This is a genomic window from Asticcacaulis sp., assembly GCF_051954415.1.
In the GTDB taxonomy this organism is placed as follows: Bacteria; Pseudomonadota; Alphaproteobacteria; order Caulobacterales; family Caulobacteraceae; genus Asticcacaulis.
Map to the genome: position 1 here is coordinate 1 of NZ_JBQCHT010000020.1, position 19,047 is coordinate 19,047.

At 62.3% G+C, this 19,047-nt stretch carries 15 protein-coding genes and 1 pseudogene; 14 read left to right on the top strand and 2 right to left on the bottom strand.

Translation table 11 applies throughout. The annotated features are described in order from the left end of the window. A pseudogene (locus ACTHND_RS06325) lies at positions 1-128 on the top strand (IS5/IS1182 family transposase); the annotation flags it as partial. 9 nt (positions 129-137) lie between these two features. Here the strand turns inward: ACTHND_RS06325 and ACTHND_RS06330 are convergent. Further along, positions 138-1,568: a DUF6880 family protein gene (locus tag ACTHND_RS06330; RefSeq protein WP_440176876.1), complete on the bottom strand. Its 1,431-nt coding sequence runs from the start codon at positions 1,566-1,568 to the stop codon at positions 138-140. A gap of 249 nt (positions 1,569-1,817) precedes the next feature. On the opposite strand from ACTHND_RS06330, the gene ACTHND_RS06335 reads away from it, so the two are divergent. From ACTHND_RS06335 to ACTHND_RS06395, 13 genes are all read left to right on the top strand, one after another. Next, on the top strand, positions 1,818-2,756 hold the full coding sequence (locus tag ACTHND_RS06335; protein ID WP_440176878.1) for a cell division protein FtsQ/DivIB: 939 nt from the start codon (positions 1,818-1,820) through the stop codon (positions 2,754-2,756). A 20-nt stretch (positions 2,757-2,776) separates the two neighbouring features. Beyond that, on the top strand, positions 2,777-4,165 hold the full coding sequence (gene ftsA / locus ACTHND_RS06340; RefSeq protein WP_440176880.1) for a cell division protein FtsA: 1,389 nt from the start codon (positions 2,777-2,779) through the stop codon (positions 4,163-4,165). 415 nt (positions 4,166-4,580) lie between these two features. Further along, a complete protein-coding gene (gene ftsZ, locus ACTHND_RS06345) occupies positions 4,581-6,272 on the top strand; it encodes a cell division protein FtsZ (protein ID WP_440177025.1) in 1,692 nt (563 codons plus the stop codon). Positions 6,273-6,421: 149 nt separating this feature from the next. After that, complete coding sequence (gene lpxC, locus ACTHND_RS06350; RefSeq protein WP_440176882.1) at positions 6,422-7,315, top strand: UDP-3-O-acyl-N-acetylglucosamine deacetylase; 894 nt, start codon at positions 6,422-6,424, stop codon at positions 7,313-7,315. Positions 7,316-7,408: 93 nt separating this feature from the next. Beyond that, positions 7,409-8,299, top strand: coding sequence for an outer membrane protein assembly factor BamD (locus ACTHND_RS06355; protein ID WP_440176884.1), 891 nt, complete (start codon positions 7,409-7,411; stop codon positions 8,297-8,299). Positions 8,300-8,494: 195 nt separating this feature from the next. After that, entirely contained in the window at positions 8,495-10,213 is a 1,719-nt protein-coding gene (recN, locus tag ACTHND_RS06360; RefSeq protein WP_440176886.1) for a DNA repair protein RecN, read from the top strand. 37 nt (positions 10,214-10,250) lie between these two features. Next, the gene (locus tag ACTHND_RS06365) at positions 10,251-10,526 is read left to right on the top strand and encodes a hypothetical protein (RefSeq protein WP_440176888.1); all 276 of its coding nucleotides are present in this window, start codon (positions 10,251-10,253) and stop codon (positions 10,524-10,526) included. Between the two features lie 39 nt (positions 10,527-10,565). After that, complete coding sequence (gene ligA / locus ACTHND_RS06370) at positions 10,566-12,713, top strand: NAD-dependent DNA ligase LigA (protein WP_440176890.1); 2,148 nt, start codon at positions 10,566-10,568, stop codon at positions 12,711-12,713. Position 12,714: 1 nt separating this feature from the next. Next, positions 12,715-13,368 (top strand): response regulator transcription factor, encoded by a 654-nt coding sequence (locus tag ACTHND_RS06375; protein ID WP_440176892.1) that lies wholly within the window; start codon positions 12,715-12,717, stop codon positions 13,366-13,368. Next, entirely contained in the window at positions 13,365-14,684 is a 1,320-nt protein-coding gene (locus ACTHND_RS06380; protein ID WP_440176894.1) for an ATP-binding protein, read from the top strand. Before ACTHND_RS06375 ends, ACTHND_RS06380 begins: the two co-directional genes overlap by 4 nt. Before the next feature lie 53 nt (positions 14,685-14,737). Continuing rightward, positions 14,738-15,466 carry a transporter gene (locus ACTHND_RS06385; protein ID WP_440176896.1) on the top strand — a complete coding sequence of 243 codons (729 nt, stop codon included), beginning with the start codon at positions 14,738-14,740 and terminating at the stop codon, positions 15,464-15,466. Between the two features lie 14 nt (positions 15,467-15,480). Further along, on the top strand, positions 15,481-16,251 hold the full coding sequence (locus ACTHND_RS06390) for a COG4705 family protein (protein ID WP_440176898.1): 771 nt from the start codon (positions 15,481-15,483) through the stop codon (positions 16,249-16,251). Between the two features lie 12 nt (positions 16,252-16,263). Further along, positions 16,264-16,623, top strand: coding sequence for a hypothetical protein (locus ACTHND_RS06395; RefSeq protein ID WP_440176900.1), 360 nt, complete (start codon positions 16,264-16,266; stop codon positions 16,621-16,623). Between the two features lie 188 nt (positions 16,624-16,811). Here the strand turns inward: ACTHND_RS06395 and ACTHND_RS06400 are convergent, their stop codons facing one another. After that, entirely contained in the window at positions 16,812-18,641 is a 1,830-nt protein-coding gene (locus tag ACTHND_RS06400; RefSeq protein WP_440176902.1) for an aminopeptidase P family protein, read from the bottom strand. Between the last annotated feature and the right edge of the window lie 406 nt (positions 18,642-19,047).

Consider the following 19,047-nt stretch of genomic DNA (forward strand, 5'->3'; position numbering starts at 1 on the left):
TGGTCGAACGCTTCTTCAATAAACTCAAGCAATTCAGAGGTATTGCCACTCGCTACGACAAAAACCCTCTGAATTTTCTGGCAGCCGTAAAGATCGTCGCCACCAGAATCTGGATCAAAGCGTTATGAGTCTACGGCCTAAGGCAGTCCCTTCCAGAAAATCGAGCGGCGCGCATAGCTGCTTGCCAGTTTTTTCCGCCAGATGTCATGCGGCTCGTGGCGGCCGAAGTCGTCGATATGCCGCGCCAGGCTTTCGGCTTCCAGAAAAGGCAGGACGGCGGCTTCGTGCGCCGCTTCACTGAAGGACGCCAGCCGCGCCTCGACGATCTGGCGCTGGAGCAGCAGGGCCGCCAGCGGATAGCGCGACGACAGGCGGTCGGCGGCATAGGTCAGGCGTTCGGCCTCGTTGCCGTCCATCTCGCGCACCCGGTCGATGACCAGGTGCGCCGCCCTATCAAACGACGGCCAGCCGATGAGCAGCGCAAGCGCCACATTGGCGTCGGGCCACCCCATGACCCGATCCAGTTCCGCATCTTCGGCCTCGATATCGTCGAAATCGGGCAGGCGCTTGAGGTAAGCGCGCAGATAATCCGCCTGTAAAGTGCGGCGGAAGCGCTCAAGACGCACATCCTGCGCCTCATCCTTGCGGTCCAGAGCCTCCAGCGCCTCAATCCGGGCATTGATCCACTCGGCCGGCATTTCGAAACGCGGGTTTTGCCGGGCGGCGTCCAGTGCCTTCAGCGCATCGGCCGCGCGACCCGCCTTGAGCAGGCGATGTGCGATCTGCGCGGCAGTGGCCGGCAGGTAGGAGTCGGCCATCAGGGCGATGAAGGCGTCGACATCGCCAAGGGCATCGGCAATCGCCAGCAGGGCGGCCCGCGTACTTTCGGCCCGCGTGCGTTTGCGCAGGGCTTCGGAAGTGGCCAGCACCCGCTTGCGCCACCGCTTCACCGGCCGCGGTCGTGTGGCCGGTGAAACCACCGGCTCCCTGGCGGCGGCCAGTATCGCGGTCCGCAGTTTAATCAAGCCCTCTTCACCGAGAAAAGGCGCCAGCAACGGGATAAGCGCGTCGTTCTGGCCATAGTTGTTGGCTATCTGCGCGGCGGTGATCCGCGTCACCAGATCGTCCACGGCGGGTCTGGCCACGGCTGTAATCGCCGCCGCATCCTGGCAGGCGCTGGCCATGATCTCGCGCACGCCGCCCGAGGCATCGCTGGTGCGTTCGATAACCGCGTCTCCCAGGGCAATGAACTGCCAGATTAGCTCGTAGGCATCCTGCGGCGCGGCGGTCGTCACCTGTTCGGCAATCAGCCGGCGCTGGGTATTCAGGTCGGCGCGGAAGCCCTTCAGTGTCCGCCAGCCGACATTGGTCGTCGCCGAACCTATGGCGGTCAGGCGTTTGCGGATTTCGTTACCGAGCTTCGACGGGCTTTCGCTGCCGGCCAGTTCGAGGCGCAGCCGGCGTTTGGCGTTGGCATTGCCCTCGCTGATCTCGATCAGCAGCCGGGCCAGATGCGCGGCGCCCAGGCTTTCCAGGTTCTGGGCATTGAGGGTTGTCTTGGAGGCCATGCCGCCAAGTTAGGCGCAGAGGCGCAGCTATACAAGCCGCGGCGGACTTCCGGCACATATCGTTACAATTTCCTTACGATTTTCGCGGTCGTTATCACTCTATTAAGGACGTTCTGGCTTTTATAGGCGCTTACCAGCCGGGCGGGAGTGTTGACGAAGCGTGCGTGATCGAGCGCGCGGCGGACACGCTCTTTTTCCGGACAGACTGTGGCCAGAGAACCCTTGGCCATGATGAATTGGAGAGTGCCCATGCCCGCTGTCGTCCGAGGTGGCAGACGTCAAGCCAGCCCCGCCGACACGAAACCGGCGGCGAAGCCTGCGGGACGCGCCGGGGCGAAGCCGCGCGCGGCAGGCCGGTCTTCCGGGCGCAAGGGCGCGCCGGCGGGCAAGGCGAGCGTCATCGGCACCGTCCATATGCCCAACGAACTGACGGCTTGGCTGGCGGTTCTGGTGATCGCCGGCCTGCTTTCCGTCGTGCTTCTGACCGGCCATCGCGCCGAAGCCCTGGGCAGCGCCATCACCAATTTTGCCGATGCGCGACTGGCCTCCATCGGTCTGAAACTGCAAAAAATCCAGCTTGTCAATGTCAGCCCCGAAGCCTCGCCCGATGTGCGCCAGGCGCTCAAGTTCGAGAAGGACCAGCCCTTCGCCCTGATGAATCTCGCCGATGTCCAGAAGGCCGTCGAGAATGTCGGCTGGGTGAAATCCGCCACCGTGCGCCGCCAGTTTCCCGGCGTGCTGATCATAGAGGTGGTCGAGCGGCCGCGCCTGGCCGTCTGGCAGTATAATGGCAAGAATACCGTCATCGATGACGAGGGTAATATTATCCCCGAAGCCGTATCGACGCGCTTTGCCGACCTGCCGTTCGTGGTGGGGGAGGGCGCCAATGAAGCCGCGCCCGCCATTATCGAGCTGATGCGCCAGCGCCCGGCCCTGCTGGAACAGACCTACGCCCTGCAGCGCGTCAATACGCGCCGCTGGAATATCCTGCTGAAGAACGGCGCGGTCATCAAGCTGCCGGCGCTTAACCAGGAACAGGCCATGGCCCGTCTCGATGTCCTGATCGCGCAGCAGCGCGTGCTGGATCAGGGCTTTGCCTCCATCGACCTGCTCGATCCCGATTCCCTCGTCGTGGTGCCGCTTGAAGCGCACCCCGCCTCCCCCCCCGCCGCCGTTGTCCTCCCCTAAGTCTGACAAAGTAGAAACTCATGTCCAGATTTGAAGATCGCCAAAACGCTAAAGCCGCCGCCCTTAATCCCGAGGCGGCAAAAGCCCGTCTCGCGCCCGCCGCGGGCGGAGACACCGCCGGTCGCCCGCCCGCATCGCAGGGGCTGATTGCCTCGCTCGATCTCGGCGCCTCGAAGATCGGCTGCTTCATCATGCGGCCCGAAGGCGCGCGCCAGTCCGACCAGTCGATCCGCGTCGCAGGTGTTGGTTACGTCCAGTCAAAGGGCATCCGCGCCGGTTCGGTCATCGACATGGAGGCGGCCTCGCAGGCCATCGCCCAGGCCGTGGAACGCGCCGAGGCCATGGCCAATGTGTCGATCCAGGGCGTGCGCGTCACGATTCCTGGCGCGCAGACGGCCTCGCACAAGGTCTCTGCCCAGGTGTCGCTGGGCCTCAAGCCGATCTCCGACCAGGATCTCAACCGCGCCATCGCCTCGGCCCTGGCGCAGGTGCGCTTCCCCAACCGCCGCGCCATCCACCTGCTGCCGGTGTCGTGGAGCGTCGACGACCAGTATGGCGTGCGCGATCCGCGCGGCCTGAACGGGCGCAATCTCGGCCTCGAACTGCTGGTCGTGACCATCGACGAAAGCGTCTTCAACAATATCAATACCTGCGTCGGCCTGGCGCACCTGGAAGTCCAGGCCATTGTCTGCGCGCCGCTGGCCGCCGCCGTGGCCGCGCTTGAAGAAGACGAGAAGGAGCTGGGCTGCATCTGCATCGATATGGGCGCCAGCAGCACGACCGCGGCCATCTTCGCCAATGGCACCCTGGTGCATGTCGATTGCCTGAATGTTGGCGGCAGCCATGTCACGGCCGATATCGCCCGTGGGCTTTCCACCACCCTGGCCGGCGCGGAACGCATCAAGACCCTGCATGGCTCGGCCATCGCCTCGGCCCACGAAGACCGCGAAACGGTCGAGGCCCCGCCACGCGGCGATGACCGGGGCGGCGCACCGATCACCGTGCCGCGTTCGATCCTCAAGGGCATTATCGCCCCCCGCGTGGAGGAAACCTTCGAGCTGCTGCGCGAGAAGATCAAGGCGTCCGGCGTCCAGATCGAGCCCGGTGCCGGCATCGTCCTGACCGGCGGTGCTTCGCAACTGGCCGGCGTCCGCGAACTGGCCATCCGCGTCTTCGACCGGCCGTGCCGCCTGGGCCGCCCCATGCGCGTCCCGCACCTGGGTGACGCCGCCGCCGGTCCGTCCTTCGCCGCCACCGCCGGGGTGATCCTGCGCACGCTCTACGGGCCGCGCGACGTCGTGCCGGTCAAAAAGATCATGGCCGCCAAGATCGGTCCGAAGGATGCGCCCAGCGGCGGCAGCGGCAATATCATTGCCCGCGTCATCGACTGGCTGAAAAGCAATCTTTAGGCTTCGTCATTCGCGCAAATCAGTTCACTAGAATGAGCCCTCTGCCGGAAACGGGAGAGGGTTTGTCGTGTCCGTCCTTGCGCTTCCCGGGCGCTGGCAAATCACTAAGCGCTTACCGCCCCTCAAAGCGATGCGTTAACCCTCTGGAAAGGGACGCTCACGCTCCGCGCGAAAAACGCAACCCGCGTGACTCCTTTCTGACTCAATGCCTGTGTAAAAAGTCATACTTCGGTAACTTTGGTTAAAAAATCTTACCAAAACAGGTTCCTTTTTAGCCGACTCAAGTTATCGGGTAACTATTCGTTAAGCATAGTTGTAGTCTCATAAGACCCTGGCATCGGGGATCGGAAAACTCATTCGTTCATCCCGGACGGAGAACCGAATGGGAGAGATCATGAAAGGTTCACTGGATAACATGGCAATTCATCTTTCTGCGCCGCGCGCAACAGAATTGAAGCCGCGTATCGTCGTGTTTGGAGTGGGCGGAGCCGGGGGCAACGCCGTAAACAACATGATCGAAGCCGGCCTCGAGGGTGTGGAGTTCGTCGTCGCCAATACCGACGCGCAGCAGCTTCAGTTTTCGCGCACCGAAGCGCGCATCCAGCTCGGTGTCGGCATCACGCAAGGCTTGGGCGCGGGTGCGCATCCCGAAGTCGGCATGACCGCCGCTGAAGAATCGTCCGACATGATCACCGAGCACCTCGAAGGGGCGCACATGGTGTTCATCACCGCCGGAATGGGCGGCGGCACCGGCACCGGTGCGGCGCCGATCATCGCCAAGTGCGCCCGCGAGCGCGGCATCCTGACGGTCGGCGTGGTTACCAAGCCTTTCACCTTTGAAGGCCGTCACCGGATGCGCCTGGCTGATGCCGGCATCTCCGAGCTGCAACGCTATGTCGATACCCTGATCGTCATCCCGAACCAGAACCTTTTCCGCATCGCCAATGAGCGCACCACCTTTGCCGAAGCCTTCGGCATGGCCGACCAGGTGCTGCACGCCGGCGTCCGCTCTATCACCGATCTCATGGTCCTGCCGGGCCTGATCAACCTCGACTTCGCCGACGTGCGCTCGGTCATGTCCGATATGGGCAAGGCCATGATGGGCACCGGCGAAGCCTCCGGCGAAGACCGCGCGCTCTTGGCCGCTCAAAACGCCATCCAGAACCCGCTGCTCGACGAAACCTCGCTCAAGGGCGCCAAGGCCGTGCTGGTGAACGTCACCGGCGGTCTCGACATGACCCTGCATGAGGTTGATGAAGCGGCCAATGCCATTTCTTCGGAAGTCGATCCGGAAGCCAATATCATTTTCGGCGCCGCTTTCGATCCGAATCTGGAAGGTAAGCTGCGTGTATCCGTCGTTGCCACCGGCATGGACGGTGTGGCCCTGCAAACACCGCTGACCAACGCCCATTCGACGCCGAAAACCACCACGCCGGCCCCGACCTTCGGCCTCGGCTATGGTTCGCGCACCGAAACACCGGCTGCCGCTCCGGTTCCAGCACCCGTTCCGGCCCCTGTGGCGGAAGCCCGTCCCGCACCCGTTGCTTCGGCACCGGTAACGCCTGTCGCTGCCCAGCCCGCAGCCCGTTCCAGCCTGTTTGAAGAGCGCCCGGCCCAGCCGGCCATCACGCCGGCGGCTGCGCCTGTCCAAACCCCGGTTCAGCCCTCTGTCCAGGCGCAGGAACCGCGCGTCATCAGCCGGATCGTCGACCCGATGGTCGAAGACGAGGAAACGCCCGCCGCATCAGCACCGGCCCCCGCGCCGCGTCCTGCCGTTGCCCCGCAGATCCAGCGCCCCAATCCCTACGCCCATACCGCAGCGCCTCGCCCCAGCCAGCCGGCGCCCGCGCCGCGCCTGAATACCGAGGAAGAAGGTCGTGAATCCTTCTGGCGCGGCCTTTTCCCGCAGCGCCAGAGCGCCCCGGCCGCACCTGTGGCCCAATCCGCCCCGATCCAGGACGAGGCCGATCGCTATGTGCCCGGCCAGGCTTCGGCCGCTCAGCCTAAGTCCAGCCTGAACCCGGCCACGCGCTCGGAAGTCCAGCCGTCAATGGATACGGAGGACGATCTGGAAATCCCTTCTTTCTTAAGGCGCCTCGCTAATTAAAAGCTTGTTAAGCAAGGCGTTACAAACGGAAATAGAAGTTCGTTTGTGAACGGGCGCCAAAAATGAGATATCGAATGCGGGCCAGAAATGCGCCCGCATTTTTTTTGCGCCGGATTTATGTACGCGGGGGCGGCAAGAAGGTGAGCGTCATGTTACCTGATCAGAACGAACAGACCCTGGCCCATGCGGCCATCATCGCCGGTATCGGCGTGCATACGGGCGTGCCTGTGCGTATGGTCGTGCGTTCGGCGCCCGCTGGCGCCGGTGTCGTGTTCGTGCGCTCCGATATCACCGACCGCGATAACCGCGTGCCGGCCCTGGCCCATAATGTCACCAAGACGACCCTGGGCACCGTCATCACCAATGCCGCCGGTGTGTCCGTCTCGACCATCGAACACGTCATGGCCGCTTTCGCCGCCCTGAGCATCGATAACGTCATTGTCGAACTGGATGGCCCGGAAGTGCCGATCATGGATGGCTCGGCCCTGCCGTTCGTGCAACTGCTCGATCAGGCCGGTTTCCGCCGCCAGGCCGTGCCGCAGCAGGTCATTGAGATCCTTGCGCCGGTGGAAGTCATCGAAGGCGACAAGCGCGCCGCTTTGCTGCCGGCCGACCAGTTTGAAGTCCGTTTTGAAATTGACTTTCCGGGCACCCCGATCGGCCATCAGGTGGTCGATCTCGCCATTACCGAGCAGTCCTTCCGCGACGAACTGTCGGCGGCGCGCACCTTCGGCTTCCTGGAAGGCGTCGAAGCCCTGCGCAAGGCCGGCCTGGCCCGCGGCGGTTCGCTGGATAATGCCATCGTCATCGATGGCGATGTGATCCTCAATGAAGGCGGCCTGCGCTTCGCCGACGAATTCGTCCGCCACAAGGCGCTCGATGCCATCGGCGACCTGTATGTGCTGGGTATGCCCATTCTTGGCAGGTTTGAAGGAATCCGTGCCGGCCACGGCCTTAATAATGCCTTGGTCCGTGCCCTATTGTCGCGTCCGGATGCCTACCGCATCGTCACCCGCGGCGCGGCTCTGGCGGATGTCGGCTGACTGGTTAATTACGGTTGGCGCGCGCGCTGCGCTCGTGTAGATGTATCCTCGAACAAAGATTTTACGGCCGGTCTAACGGCTGTCATCAAGAGGATGAATAGGTTGAGCGTTGTGGGGCTTCTCAAGAAATCGGCCATAGTTATCCTGCTGGCCAGTGTCTCCGTAGCCGGTCTGACCGCCTGCGCCGGCAAGGGACCGAAAGAGCATCTGGTCTATGAGGAGCGTCCGGTGGAACTGCTCTACCAGACCGGTATGCAGAAGCTGGACGAAAAGAGCTGGTCCGACGCCGTCACCTATTTCGAGGAAGTCCAGCGCCAGCATCCCTATTCCGAATGGTCGCGCCGCGCCATCGTGATGACGATCTACGCCAACTACCAGGCCGATAAATATGTCGAGGCGACCGCCGCCGCCGACCAGTTCATCAAGCTCTATCCGGGCAGCGAACTGACCCCTTATGCCTATTACATGAAGGCGATCTGCGCCTTTGAACAGATCGTCGATGTCGGCCGCGACCAGGGCTATACCGACAGCGCCAAGGCCCTGCTGACCGATGTGGTGCGCCGTTATCCTGACAGCGAATACGCCAAGGACGCACGCATCAAGCTCGACATGGTGCAGGATCAGCTTGCCGGCAAGGAAATGGATGTCGGCCGCTGGTATCTCAACGACAACCAGCCGCTGGCCGCCATTGGCCGCTTCAAGACCGTGGCCAGCGATTACCAGACCACCAGCCACACGCCGGAAGCGCTTTACCGTCTGGTTGAAGCCAATGAAATGATGGGCCTGCACGACGAAGCGACGCGTGACGCCGCTGTGCTGGGCTATAACTATCCGGGCGACCGCTGGTATTCGGCCGCCTACAAGCTCCTGAAGGAAAAGGGCGCCACGCCGGCCGTTGCTCCCGATCCGAAGGGCAAGAAGGGACCGGAAGCGCCGGACCTGAAAAATAAGAAAAGCTGGTTGAGCTTCTGGAAGTTCAATTAATAGAATCTCCTCCCCATTTTGATGGGGAGGGGGACCGCGAAGCGGTGGAGGGGCGCCCCTCCGTCATTTGCTTCGCAAATGCCACCTCCCCACTTCGTAGGGAGGAGATTTCGAGTTCTTGAATTGTTCTCATTTGTGTGATTGTATGGGGCGGCTGCCGGTGAATCGGCAGTCGCCTTCTTGATTCGGTGCCCGATGCTGACACGTTTGACGATTGCCGATGTGGTCCTGGTTGACCGGCTGGAACTGGATATCCGCCAGGGTCTCAGCGTGCTGACCGGAGAGACCGGTGCGGGCAAGTCGATTCTGCTAGACAGCCTGGGCCTTGCCACGGGAGCGCGCGCCGATACCGGCCTGATTCGCGCTGGTGCGCCGCAGGCGTCGGTGACGGCCGAATTCGAGATCGTGGCGACGCATCCGCTGTATGAGTTTCTTGAAGACAAGGGCCTGGCACTCGAACCCGGCGAGGCCCTGCTGCTGCGTCGCGTGGTCGGCCGCGATGGCCGCTCCAAGGCATTCGTCAATGATCAGCCGGTCAGCGTAGCCGTGCTCAAGGCGTTGGGTGACAGCCTGCTGGAGGTCCACGGCCAGCACGAAACGGTGGGCCTGCTCGATGCCCGCTCGCATCTGGGGATGCTGGATAGTTATGGCGCCTGCGGCCCGGAACTGGCGAAGGTTTCCGAAAGCTGGAAGGCGCTGAAGGCGATCCGCGACGAACACCGCGACCTGATGAAGCGGGCCAGTGCCGACAAGGCCGAACTGGAAACCCTGACCCTGCGTTTGCAGGAACTGGACCGGCTTAATCCGCAGCCCGATGAAGAGGCGACACTGGCCTCGGAGCGCGCCCTGCTGGGGGCCGGTGAGCGTGCGCTGGAGGATATCAGCGAGGCGCGTTCAGCCGTCGGTGGCGAGCAGTTGTCGCAGCGCCTGGTCAAGGCGTTCCGCGCGCTCGATCATGCCCGCACACGCGCCATGCAGGCCGGGGCCACCTCGGAAGATCCGGTGCTGGCGCGGCTGACGGCGGCGGCCGATGCGCTCGATCGCACCCTGATCGCCGCCGATGAGGCCCTGGCCCTGATGGATCAGGCGGCCGATAGCCTTGATGTCGAGCCTGGGCAACTGGACCGCGTCGAGGAGCGCCTGTTCGCCCTGCGCGCCATGGCCCGTAAGCTCGGCGTACTGGTCGAAGACCTGCCGAAGGAGCGCACCCGTATCGCCGCCAGTCTGAATCAGATCGAAGACCTGGATGCGCACTTAAGCCGCCTGACCATCGCCATGCACGCGGCGCAGAAGGATTTCCACGCCGCCGTCGAGGCCCTGCGCGCCAGACGCGGGCGGGCCGGCGAAGCACTGGCCGCGGCGGTGATGAGCGAACTGGTGCCGCTCAAGCTCGACAAGGCGCGTTTCCGCGTCGCCCTGCGGCCGCTGGAGCCGGAACGCTATGGCCAGACCGGCGGGGATATCGTCGAATTTGAGGTCAAGACCAATCCGGGCGCAGAGTGGGGGGGCTTGGGCGCCATCGCTTCCGGCGGCGAACTGGCGCGTTTCGCTCTGGCCTTGAAGGCGGCGCTGGCGTCTCGTGGCGGTGAGAATACAACTGGCCCCGTTATGATTTTCGATGAGGTCGACCAGGGCGTCGGCGGCGCGGTGGCCGATGCCGTGGGCCTGCGGCTCAAGCGCCTGGCGCAGAACCAGCAGGTGATCGTGGTTACGCACTCGCCGCAGGTGGCGGCGCGCGGCGATCAGCACCTCAAGGTCTCCAAGGCCGAGCATAATGACAGCGTGCGCTCGACCGTGACCGTTCTGGAACCCGATGCCGCGCTGGAAGAACTGGCGCGGATGCTTTCCGGCGCCGAGATCACGCCGGAGGCCCGCGCGGCCGCCATTCGACTTAAGGCCCCGGAAGGCGTATAATAGCCGAGCTCTTTTGACAGAGCGCCAGGAGGCGGCCATGCTCAGGTTTATCCGCGAGATTATCCTGCTTGTCGTTCATTTTGCCTACAGCGCCTTGCTGACTGTGGGCATCTGCGTTGGCGTCACCCTGCATACCTATGGACTGCAATACCGCTACACGCCGGAATTTGCCGGCAAACTGCACAGCTATATCAATTTCGGCCTGGTGGTTGGGGCGCTCTATTGCCTGATCATCCTCTGCTATCTGCTGACGCGCCGCAGCTTGGAAACACGCGGGGATGAACCGTGGAACAATACTGACAATCTGGGGTGAGTGTGGCAGTAGAAAGGGCGAAACGACCAGAGGCCCTTCATGACTATCGATGACGCCCGCGCCCGCCATACCGAGCTTGCCACACAGATCCGCTATCACCGCGACCTGTATTATAACCAGGAAACGCCGGAGCTGACCGATGCGGACTATGACGCGCTGGAAGCCGAACTGCGGGCGCTGGAAGCCGAATTCCCAGACCTGAAAACGCCGGACAGCCCGACCCAGACCGTTGGGGGCGTGGCCTCGGCCAAGTTCTCGCCGGTTCAGCACGGCGTGCCTATGCTGTCGCTGGATAATGCCTTCGCCGCGGAAGATGTGACCGATTTCGAGGATCGTATTCGCCGCTTCCTGCGCCTGCCGGAAGAGGAGGTGGTTGCCTTCGCCGCCGAGCCAAAGATCGACGGCGTGTCGTGCAGCCTGCTCTATGTGAAGGGCGAACTGGTGCGCGCCGCCACGCGCGGCGATGGCCGCACCGGCGAGGACATCACCGAGAACGCCAAGACGATCAGGGACGTGCCGCACCGTCTGAATGGCGCCGACTTTCCGGACCGCATCGAAATCCGCGGCGAGGTCTATATGCCGCTCAAGGAATTCGCCGAGATGAATGCGAAGGCAGAGGCTGAGGGCACCAAGACCTTCGCCAATCCGCGCAATTCGGCCTCCGGCGCCCTGCGGCAGCTTGATGCCAGCATTACGGCCTCGCGGCCTCTGCGCTTTTTCGCCTATGCCTGGGGTGAGGTCAGTGACGAAAACTTTGTCACCACTCAGTCCGAGGCGCTGGAAAAATTCCGCCAGTGGGGCTTCCAGGTCAATCCGAACTCGCAACGCGTCGAGGGCGCGAAAGGGCTGCTGGAGGTTTATGATCATATAGGTTTGATGCGCTCCGGCCTCGGCTATGATATCGATGGGGTGGTCTATAAGGTCGATCGCCTCGACTGGCAGCGCCGGCTGGGCTTCGTGTCGCGTTCGCCGCGCTGGGCCATCGCCCACAAGTTTCCGGCGCAGCAGGCCCTGACCCGCCTTCAGGCCGTCGATATCCAGGTTGGCCGCATGGGCACGCTGACGCCGGTGGCGCGGCTGGAGCCGATCAATGTCGGCGGGGTGGTGGTCACCAATGTCACCCTGCATAATGCCGACGAGATCGAGCGCAAGGACATCCATATCGGCGACATGGTCCGCGTCCAGCGCGCCGGCGATGTCATTCCGCAGATCGTCGGTGTGGAACTCAGCGAACGGCCGACCGGTGCGCCGAAATATGAGTTTCCGACTGTATGCCCCTGTCCGCTCAAGACAGAGGTTGTGCGCGAAATCAATGCCAAGGGCGAGGAGGGCGTGGCGCGCAAGTGTTCAGGTGATCAGGCCTGCCCGCACCAGCGCATCGAATACCTGAAATATGTCGTCAGCCGCCGCGTGCTCGATATCGAGGGCCTCGGCGAAAGCAATATCGAGATATTCCACCGCGCCGGAATCCTCAGCGAACCCGCCGATATCTTCCGCCTGCATGAGCGCGCCGATCAGGTTCGCGCTGCCGTGCTGGAGGAACGCAAGCGGCAATCGGCCCTGCGCCAGGAGAAGAAGGGCGAGGCCGCCGCCAGGGCCCTGTCCGATTCCGAACGCGCCTTTGCCGGTATCGACAAGCTGTTCGACGCCATCGAGACGCGCCGCGAATTGCCGCTCGATCGCTTTATCGCCGCGCTCGGCATCAAGCATATCGGCGAAACCACCGCTCGCCTGCTGGCGCGCGCCTATGGCAGCGAACGCCATTTCCATGAAGTGATGGTGGCTGCGGCTGAGGGCGATGAAGCGGCGCGCGAGGGTATTTCGCACCAGGACCAGATCGGCCCTGTGGTGGCTGGTGCCCTGGTCAGCTATTTTGCGCATCCTTATCAGCGTGAAATTTACGAGCGCTTTCTGGAGCAGGTGCGGGTGCAGGATGCCGAGGCGGTGGCCGGCGATCACGCCGTCAGCGGCAAAACGGTGGTCTTTACCGGTTCGCTGGAACGCTTCACGCGCGACGAGGCCAAGGCGCAGGCCGAACGGCTGGGCGCCAAGGTGGCCGGTTCGGTTTCGGCCAAGACGGACTATCTGGTCGCCGGTCCTGGCGCCGGTTCCAAGCTGAAAAAGGCCGCCGAACTGGGGGTGACGGTGTTAACCGAAGACGAATGGCTGGCGATGATCTGGATCTGACATGCGCATTCTGGTGGTCGAGGACGATGATCTGCTGGGGACCGCGCTGAAGGCCGGTTTGGCTCAGGCCGGGCACATACCGGACTGGGTGCGAGATGGCGAAAGTGCCCTGGCGGCGGTTCGCACGGATGGCTTCGATGCCATCCTTCTCGATATAAACCTGCCGGGTCTGTCGGGGCTTGATGTCCTGCGCGCGGTCCGGGTGAAGGCAGACCTGCCCGTGATCATCATGACCGCGCGCGACGCCCTGGATGCGCGCATCGAAGGACTCGATCTGGGTGCCGATGATTATATCGTCAAGCCGTTTGCCCTGGCCGAACTCATGGCGCGGCTGCGCGCCGTCGGCCGCCGCAGTCACGGACGGGCAAGACCGACCCTGCGGCGTGGCGATATCGAGATCGACACCGCCGCGCGTTCGGTCCGAAAGTCAGACGATCTGGTCCGGTTGACGGCGCGAGAATACCAGGTGCTGGTCCTGCTGATGGAACGGGCGGGCCGCGTAGTGGGCCGCGCCGATATCGAAGCCGGCATCTATGGCTGGGAGGCCGGCGCCGAAAGCAACACCATCGAGGCCGCCATCTATACCCTGCGGCGCAAGCTGGGCGCCGGGCTTATCGAGACCGTTAGAGGCGTCGGCTATACGGTGCGGTCATGACCCGGCGGCCGCTGCACGTCGAACTGCTGATCGGTATTGGCGCGCCACTGGCCCTTGTGATCGCTTTGATCGGCGTCATCGCCTTTGTTTCGGCCAGGGATGAAATCAACGAGGTCTACGATTCACAACTGATTACCTCGGCCAGCGAACTGTGGCTGCTTAGCCAGTCAGCCGATAATAAAGTTACCGTGACGGGGCAGGGACTTGCTGCCGCCGATCGCGCCGCCTTTGACGATTACGCGCGTTGGCGCAGCTTCCGCGTCTGGCGTGACGGACGCCTGGCCTTGGCGTCCGATAATGCGGCCCTGAGCGTGCCCCTGTCGGAAGGGTTTCATACGGTCATGATGGAGGGCGGCGCCTGGCGCGTCTATACGCGCGTGCTGCCTGAAGGGCGCGGCGTGGTCGAGGTGCGCGAAAAGCTGCGTGCCCGCGATGAAGTGGTAAGGCGCGTCCTGTATGGCCTGCTGCTGCCCTTGTTCCTGGCCCTGCCGGTATCGGCGCTCGTCATCTGGCGCGGCAGCCGCTGGGGCTTGCGCGGCCTTGAGCATTTCGCCAGTGACGTGGCGCAGAGATCACCCGGTGACCTGTCGCCGGTTTCGGCCAGCGGCTTGCCGCACGACCTGATGCCGCTGGCGGACGCGCTCAATGCCCTGTTGGCGAAACTAAACCTCGCCGCGAAGCAGGAGCGCCTCTTTACCGACAATGCGGCTCACGAACTGCGTACCCCGCTGGCGGCGCTGAGCCTCCAGGCCGAGGTGATCGCCGGTGCGCGCACCGCCGCCGAGCGCAAGCAGGCCGTGGATGCTCTGGGGAAGGGCATAAACCGGGTATCGCGTCTGCTGGACCAGTTACTGACCCTGGCGCGAGTCCGGCAGGCGACTGATCAGGATGAAACCTGCGACGTGGACAGGGTTTTAACGGATGTCATCACCGATGTGGCATCCCTGGCCGCCGGGAAGGGCATGACGATTGAGGTGGAGGGCAGTGGTGCCGGCATGATTAAATGTCAGCCTGTGCTGCTATTCCTTATGCTGCGTAACCTGCTCGACAACGCCATCAAATACGCGCCGCCAGACAGTGAGATCCGTATAGAGACTGCTCCCGCCCTTATTACGCTTATCGATCAGGGGCCAGGCATTCCACCGCAGGGGCGTGCGGATGCGTTCCGGCCCTTCCATCGCCTGGATGCGGCCAAGCCGGGCAGCGGGCTTGGCCTGGCAATTGTGCGCACTATCGCGGACAGTCTGGCTGCCGAGGTCGAGCTGTTCACTCCGTCAGGCAGTATTGGCCTTGGCGTACATATTCGGCTGCCTTGATTTCGCCTTAATTCGCTCATCCTGGCTTCAGCTTGCCGCTTTAACGAGGTGTCATGAAATACCATTCCCTGCTCGTTGCGCTGTTGTTCATGCCGGCCACCGCTTTTGCCGGTCCGCCGTTTATTACCGACGATCCGGTGCCGGTCGACCTGCATCATTTCGAGACCTTCTATTTCACGGCGGGTTCGACGACGCGCGATGGCTTCGGCGGTGCATCGGGCATCGATTTCAACTATGGCCTGGCGCACGACCTGCATATCAATATCGCCGTGCCGTATGAATATGAGCATCAGAGCGGCGGCGGGTCTGTTGGTGGCATCGGCAATATCGAACTGGCGGCGAAGTACCGTTTCCTGCATCAGGAAAGCTTTGGCTGGGATGTGGCCGTCTATCCGCGGGTCATCCTGAAAAGCGCCAGCGACAGGGTCGGCGATGATCATTCCGCCTTCTTCCTGCCGGTGTGGATCGGCCGCAGCGGCGACGGCTGGTCGACCTTTGGTGGCGGCGGCTGCCTCTATAATCACGGCGGGGATGCCCGAAACTTCTGCCAGGCCGGCTGGGTGGTGACGCGAGATCTGACGCCCCGCCTGCATGTCGGCGCCGAGATCGTTCACGAAACGGCGGATGCGAAGGGCGGCCGGGCCTCCACCGCGTTAGGTGGCGGCCTGACCTATGACCTGAACGACCACTATCACCTGCTGGCCTATGCCGGCCCAAACCTTCAGAACACGGGCGAAACCGCGCGCTACAACTGGTACGCCGCCCTTCAGACCACCTTTTGATCAGGAGTGAACAGATGCGCCGCGATGAGGTTTTGAGCAAGGTGCCGGCGGTGACGCTTGGCTTCTGGATCATCAAGATACTGGCCACCACGCTGGGCGAAACCGGCGGCGATACCGTCACCATGACGATGAACCTCGGTTATCTCACCGGAACCTTCATCTTCCTGGGGCTGCTGGTCGTGCTGGTCATCGCGCAGATTGTGGCGAAAAAATTCCATCCCTGGCTTTACTGGGCGACGATCATCGCCTCGACAACGGCCGGCACCACCATGGCCGATTTCTTTGATCGGTCGCTGGGCATCGGCTATACCGGCGGCTCGGCCGTGCTTCTGGCCTGCGTGGTGGCCGTTCTGGCCATCTGGTATGCCGTGGAAAAATCGATCTCGGTCGATACGGTCAATACGCCGCGGGTCGAAGCCTTTTACTGGCTGGCCATCACCTTTTCGCAAACCCTGGGGACGGCCCTGGGCGACTGGATGGCCGATGACACCGGCCTTGGCTTCCTGGGCGGCGCGGCTGTTTTTGCCGCGGCCCTGGCCGTGGTGGCTATCCTCTATTTCCGCACGCAGGTGTCACAGGTGCTGCTGTTCTGGGCAGCCTTTATCCTGACGCGTCCGCTCGGCGCCACGGTCGGCGATTTTCTGGATAAGCCGCTGAATCACGGCGGGCTCAACCTCAGCCGGCCGATTGCCTCAGCGGTGTTGGGTCTTGCCATTATTGCGCTGATAGCCTTTTTGCCGCAACGCGCGGGTCGTCATCCCGGCAAGGAAAGCTCAACAGTCTGAAGGACAGCCGTTATGAGTAATGAGATATCTCAGATTTTTAGCACCGGAATAGCGCTCATAGGCGGTCTGGGTTTAGGCTCATTGCTGACAACCTATCTGAAGGATAGATTTGATCGTAAGCATTTCAAATATAGGGAAAAGTTGAGCGTCTATGCCGGATATCTGGAGGCGTTACAGAATAGCGTCATCAATACCAATGAGGAGGCCAAGCAGAAGGTTGTCTATTGGCAATTGAGAATGAGGCTGATTTCTCCAAGGAAAATTGATGAAATTGCCTACGAATTTTATAAAAAGGATCGTGTGCAGGATTTCACGTCATTGCGTGACGAGATAGTGCATGAAATGAAGCGTGATCTGGATCGTTCAATCTAAAATTTGCGCTACAGCCCCCTCTCCCTGCGAAAGCGGAGAGAGTACGGGAGCCGAGCGAAGCGAAGGCGATCGGGTGAGGGGCATAGGGCTGTCAGAAGCAGGCCCCTCACCCGACATTCTACGGCTAAGGCTTGCGCCTTCGCCTTGCCTGTTGTCCTCTCCCCGCTACGCAGGGAGAGGGGATAATATTACAGCGGGGCGCAGACCTGCATCAGCCAGCCACGCACTTCGTCGGAGATCAGCGGGCTGAGCAGCTCCACGCAGCGCGCATGGTAGCGGTCCATATAGGAGCGTTCAGCCGGGGTGAGGAGGGACACGTCGATCAGATTGCGGTCGATGGGCGCCCAGGTCAGGTTTTCGAAGCGGTGCATAAGGCGCTCGCCGCCGGCGGGGATTTCCGCTTCGGTGACATATTGCAGGTTCTCGATGCGGATGCCGTATTCACCGGCCTTATAAAATCCCGGCTCGTTGGAAACGATCATGCCGGTTTGCAGGGCGTAGCGGTTGAGGGCCTTGGCGATGCGTTGCGGGCCTTCGTGGACGCCGAGATAGACGCCGACGCCGTGACCGGTGCCGTGATCGTAGTCGAAGCCCTCGGCCCACAGGAACTGTCGTGCCAGGGCATCGAGATGCGTGCCGGTGGTGCCAGCGGGGAATTTCACGGTGGCCAGGGCAATATGGCCCTTGAGCACCAGGGTGAACATGCGCCTGTGTTCGGCCGTTGGCTCGCCCATGGCCACGGTGCGGGTGACATCGGTGGTGCCGTCAAGGAACTGGGCGCCGGAATCGACCAGCAGCAGATTGCCCTTCGCCGTCTTCAGATCGCTCGACACATTGACCTTGTAATGCGGCAGGGCGCCATGCGGGCCGAAGCCTGAAATGGTGTCGAATGACAGGTCGCGGATATCGCTTCCGGATTTACGGATGCTCTCCAGTTTCCTCGCCACCTCGATCTCGGTCGGCAGGGTTTCCTGCGCTTCCGTGGCCAGCCAGTGCAGGAAGGTGGTCAGGAGCGCGCCGTCGCGGATATGGGCGGCGGTGGTGCCGGCCAGTTCGACATCGTTCTTGCAGGCGCGCGGCAGAAGGCAGGGATCATCGGCGGTCAGTGGCGTGGCACCGGCGGCCTTTATAGCCTCCAGCCAGTAGGCCGAGGACAGATTGGCGTCGATCAGAACGCTTTGACCGGTGAAGGCTTTCAGCGCCGGGACAACAGCGCCGGGGCCGGCCACGGTGACCTCATTGCCCAGCCATTCCAGCAGGCCGTCGCTGATCTTGGCCGGTTCGATGAACAGGTCTGCCGAGCCGTCGCTTTTCAGGATCGCCTGGCCGAGCGGCAGGGGCGAACGGATCACGTCGCCGCCACGGATATTGAACAGCCAGGCCAGCGAAGACGGCGCGGTGATCAGGGCGGCGGCGATGTTGTTCGCCTTCAGCGTGGCGGCCAGGTGCGCGCGCTTGTCGGCCGAGGCGACGCCGGCATATTCCAGCGGTTGCGGCACGATCAGGGCCATAGGCTGGGCCGGACGTGCGTTACCCCAGGCGAGGTCGAGCGGATTGGGCGAGACGGATTTCAGCGTCACGCCCGCGCTATCAGCGGCGGTCAGCAAGGCATTCAGGCCGAACGGGCTGATCAGGGCGGCGTCATAGCCGATCACCGATCCGCGTGGCGCTTTCGCCACCGTATCGGCCAGCGAACTGGCGTTGAAATCCTCGACCGAAAAGACCGACGGATCGGTCTGTTCGCGCGATTGCAGGGTGTAGCGGCCATCGGCGAAAAGGATGGCGCGGTCCATGAAGATGATCGCCGCCCCGGCCGAACCGGTAAAACCGGACACCCAGGCCAGGCGCTCATTGGCATCCGGCAGGTATTCGTTCTGGTGCTCGTCTTCGTGCGGAACGATAAAGCCATCCAGCCCCAGTTTCTTCATTTCAGCGCGCAGGGCAGCCACATTGGTCACGCCCTGCGACGGCTGGGTGGTGACATCGAAATGCTGGAAGTGTGCGCTGTCGGCAGTCATGGGAAGCCTCTTGATTGATGTTCCTTTATAGACCGCCGACCGCTCGTTTCAAATCAAACTTGATATTTCGAAATTAGAGCTAGTACCCAATGGCGCTGTATTCGTAACGTTGATTCCATTGATATTGTCCTTCAGGTCCAATTCCATGGCGCAGTAAAAGTCTAGCTTCAGCGCCTGCTGGGTCTGTTGTTCTCATAACCCTATAATAGATGTTGTGCCTTGAAGAGAGGAGCTTCTCTATCAAGAAGCGGTTGTGGCATTTCTCTATACTAAGATAGCTACCAAGGCGTCGATGAAGACAATTTGTTTGTGTGACAGCCCTTCCTATATATTTAGGAACGAAATACCCTGATCTGTAGGTGCCTAACTCATAGACGCCTGTATAACCTTTCAAATAATCATAATC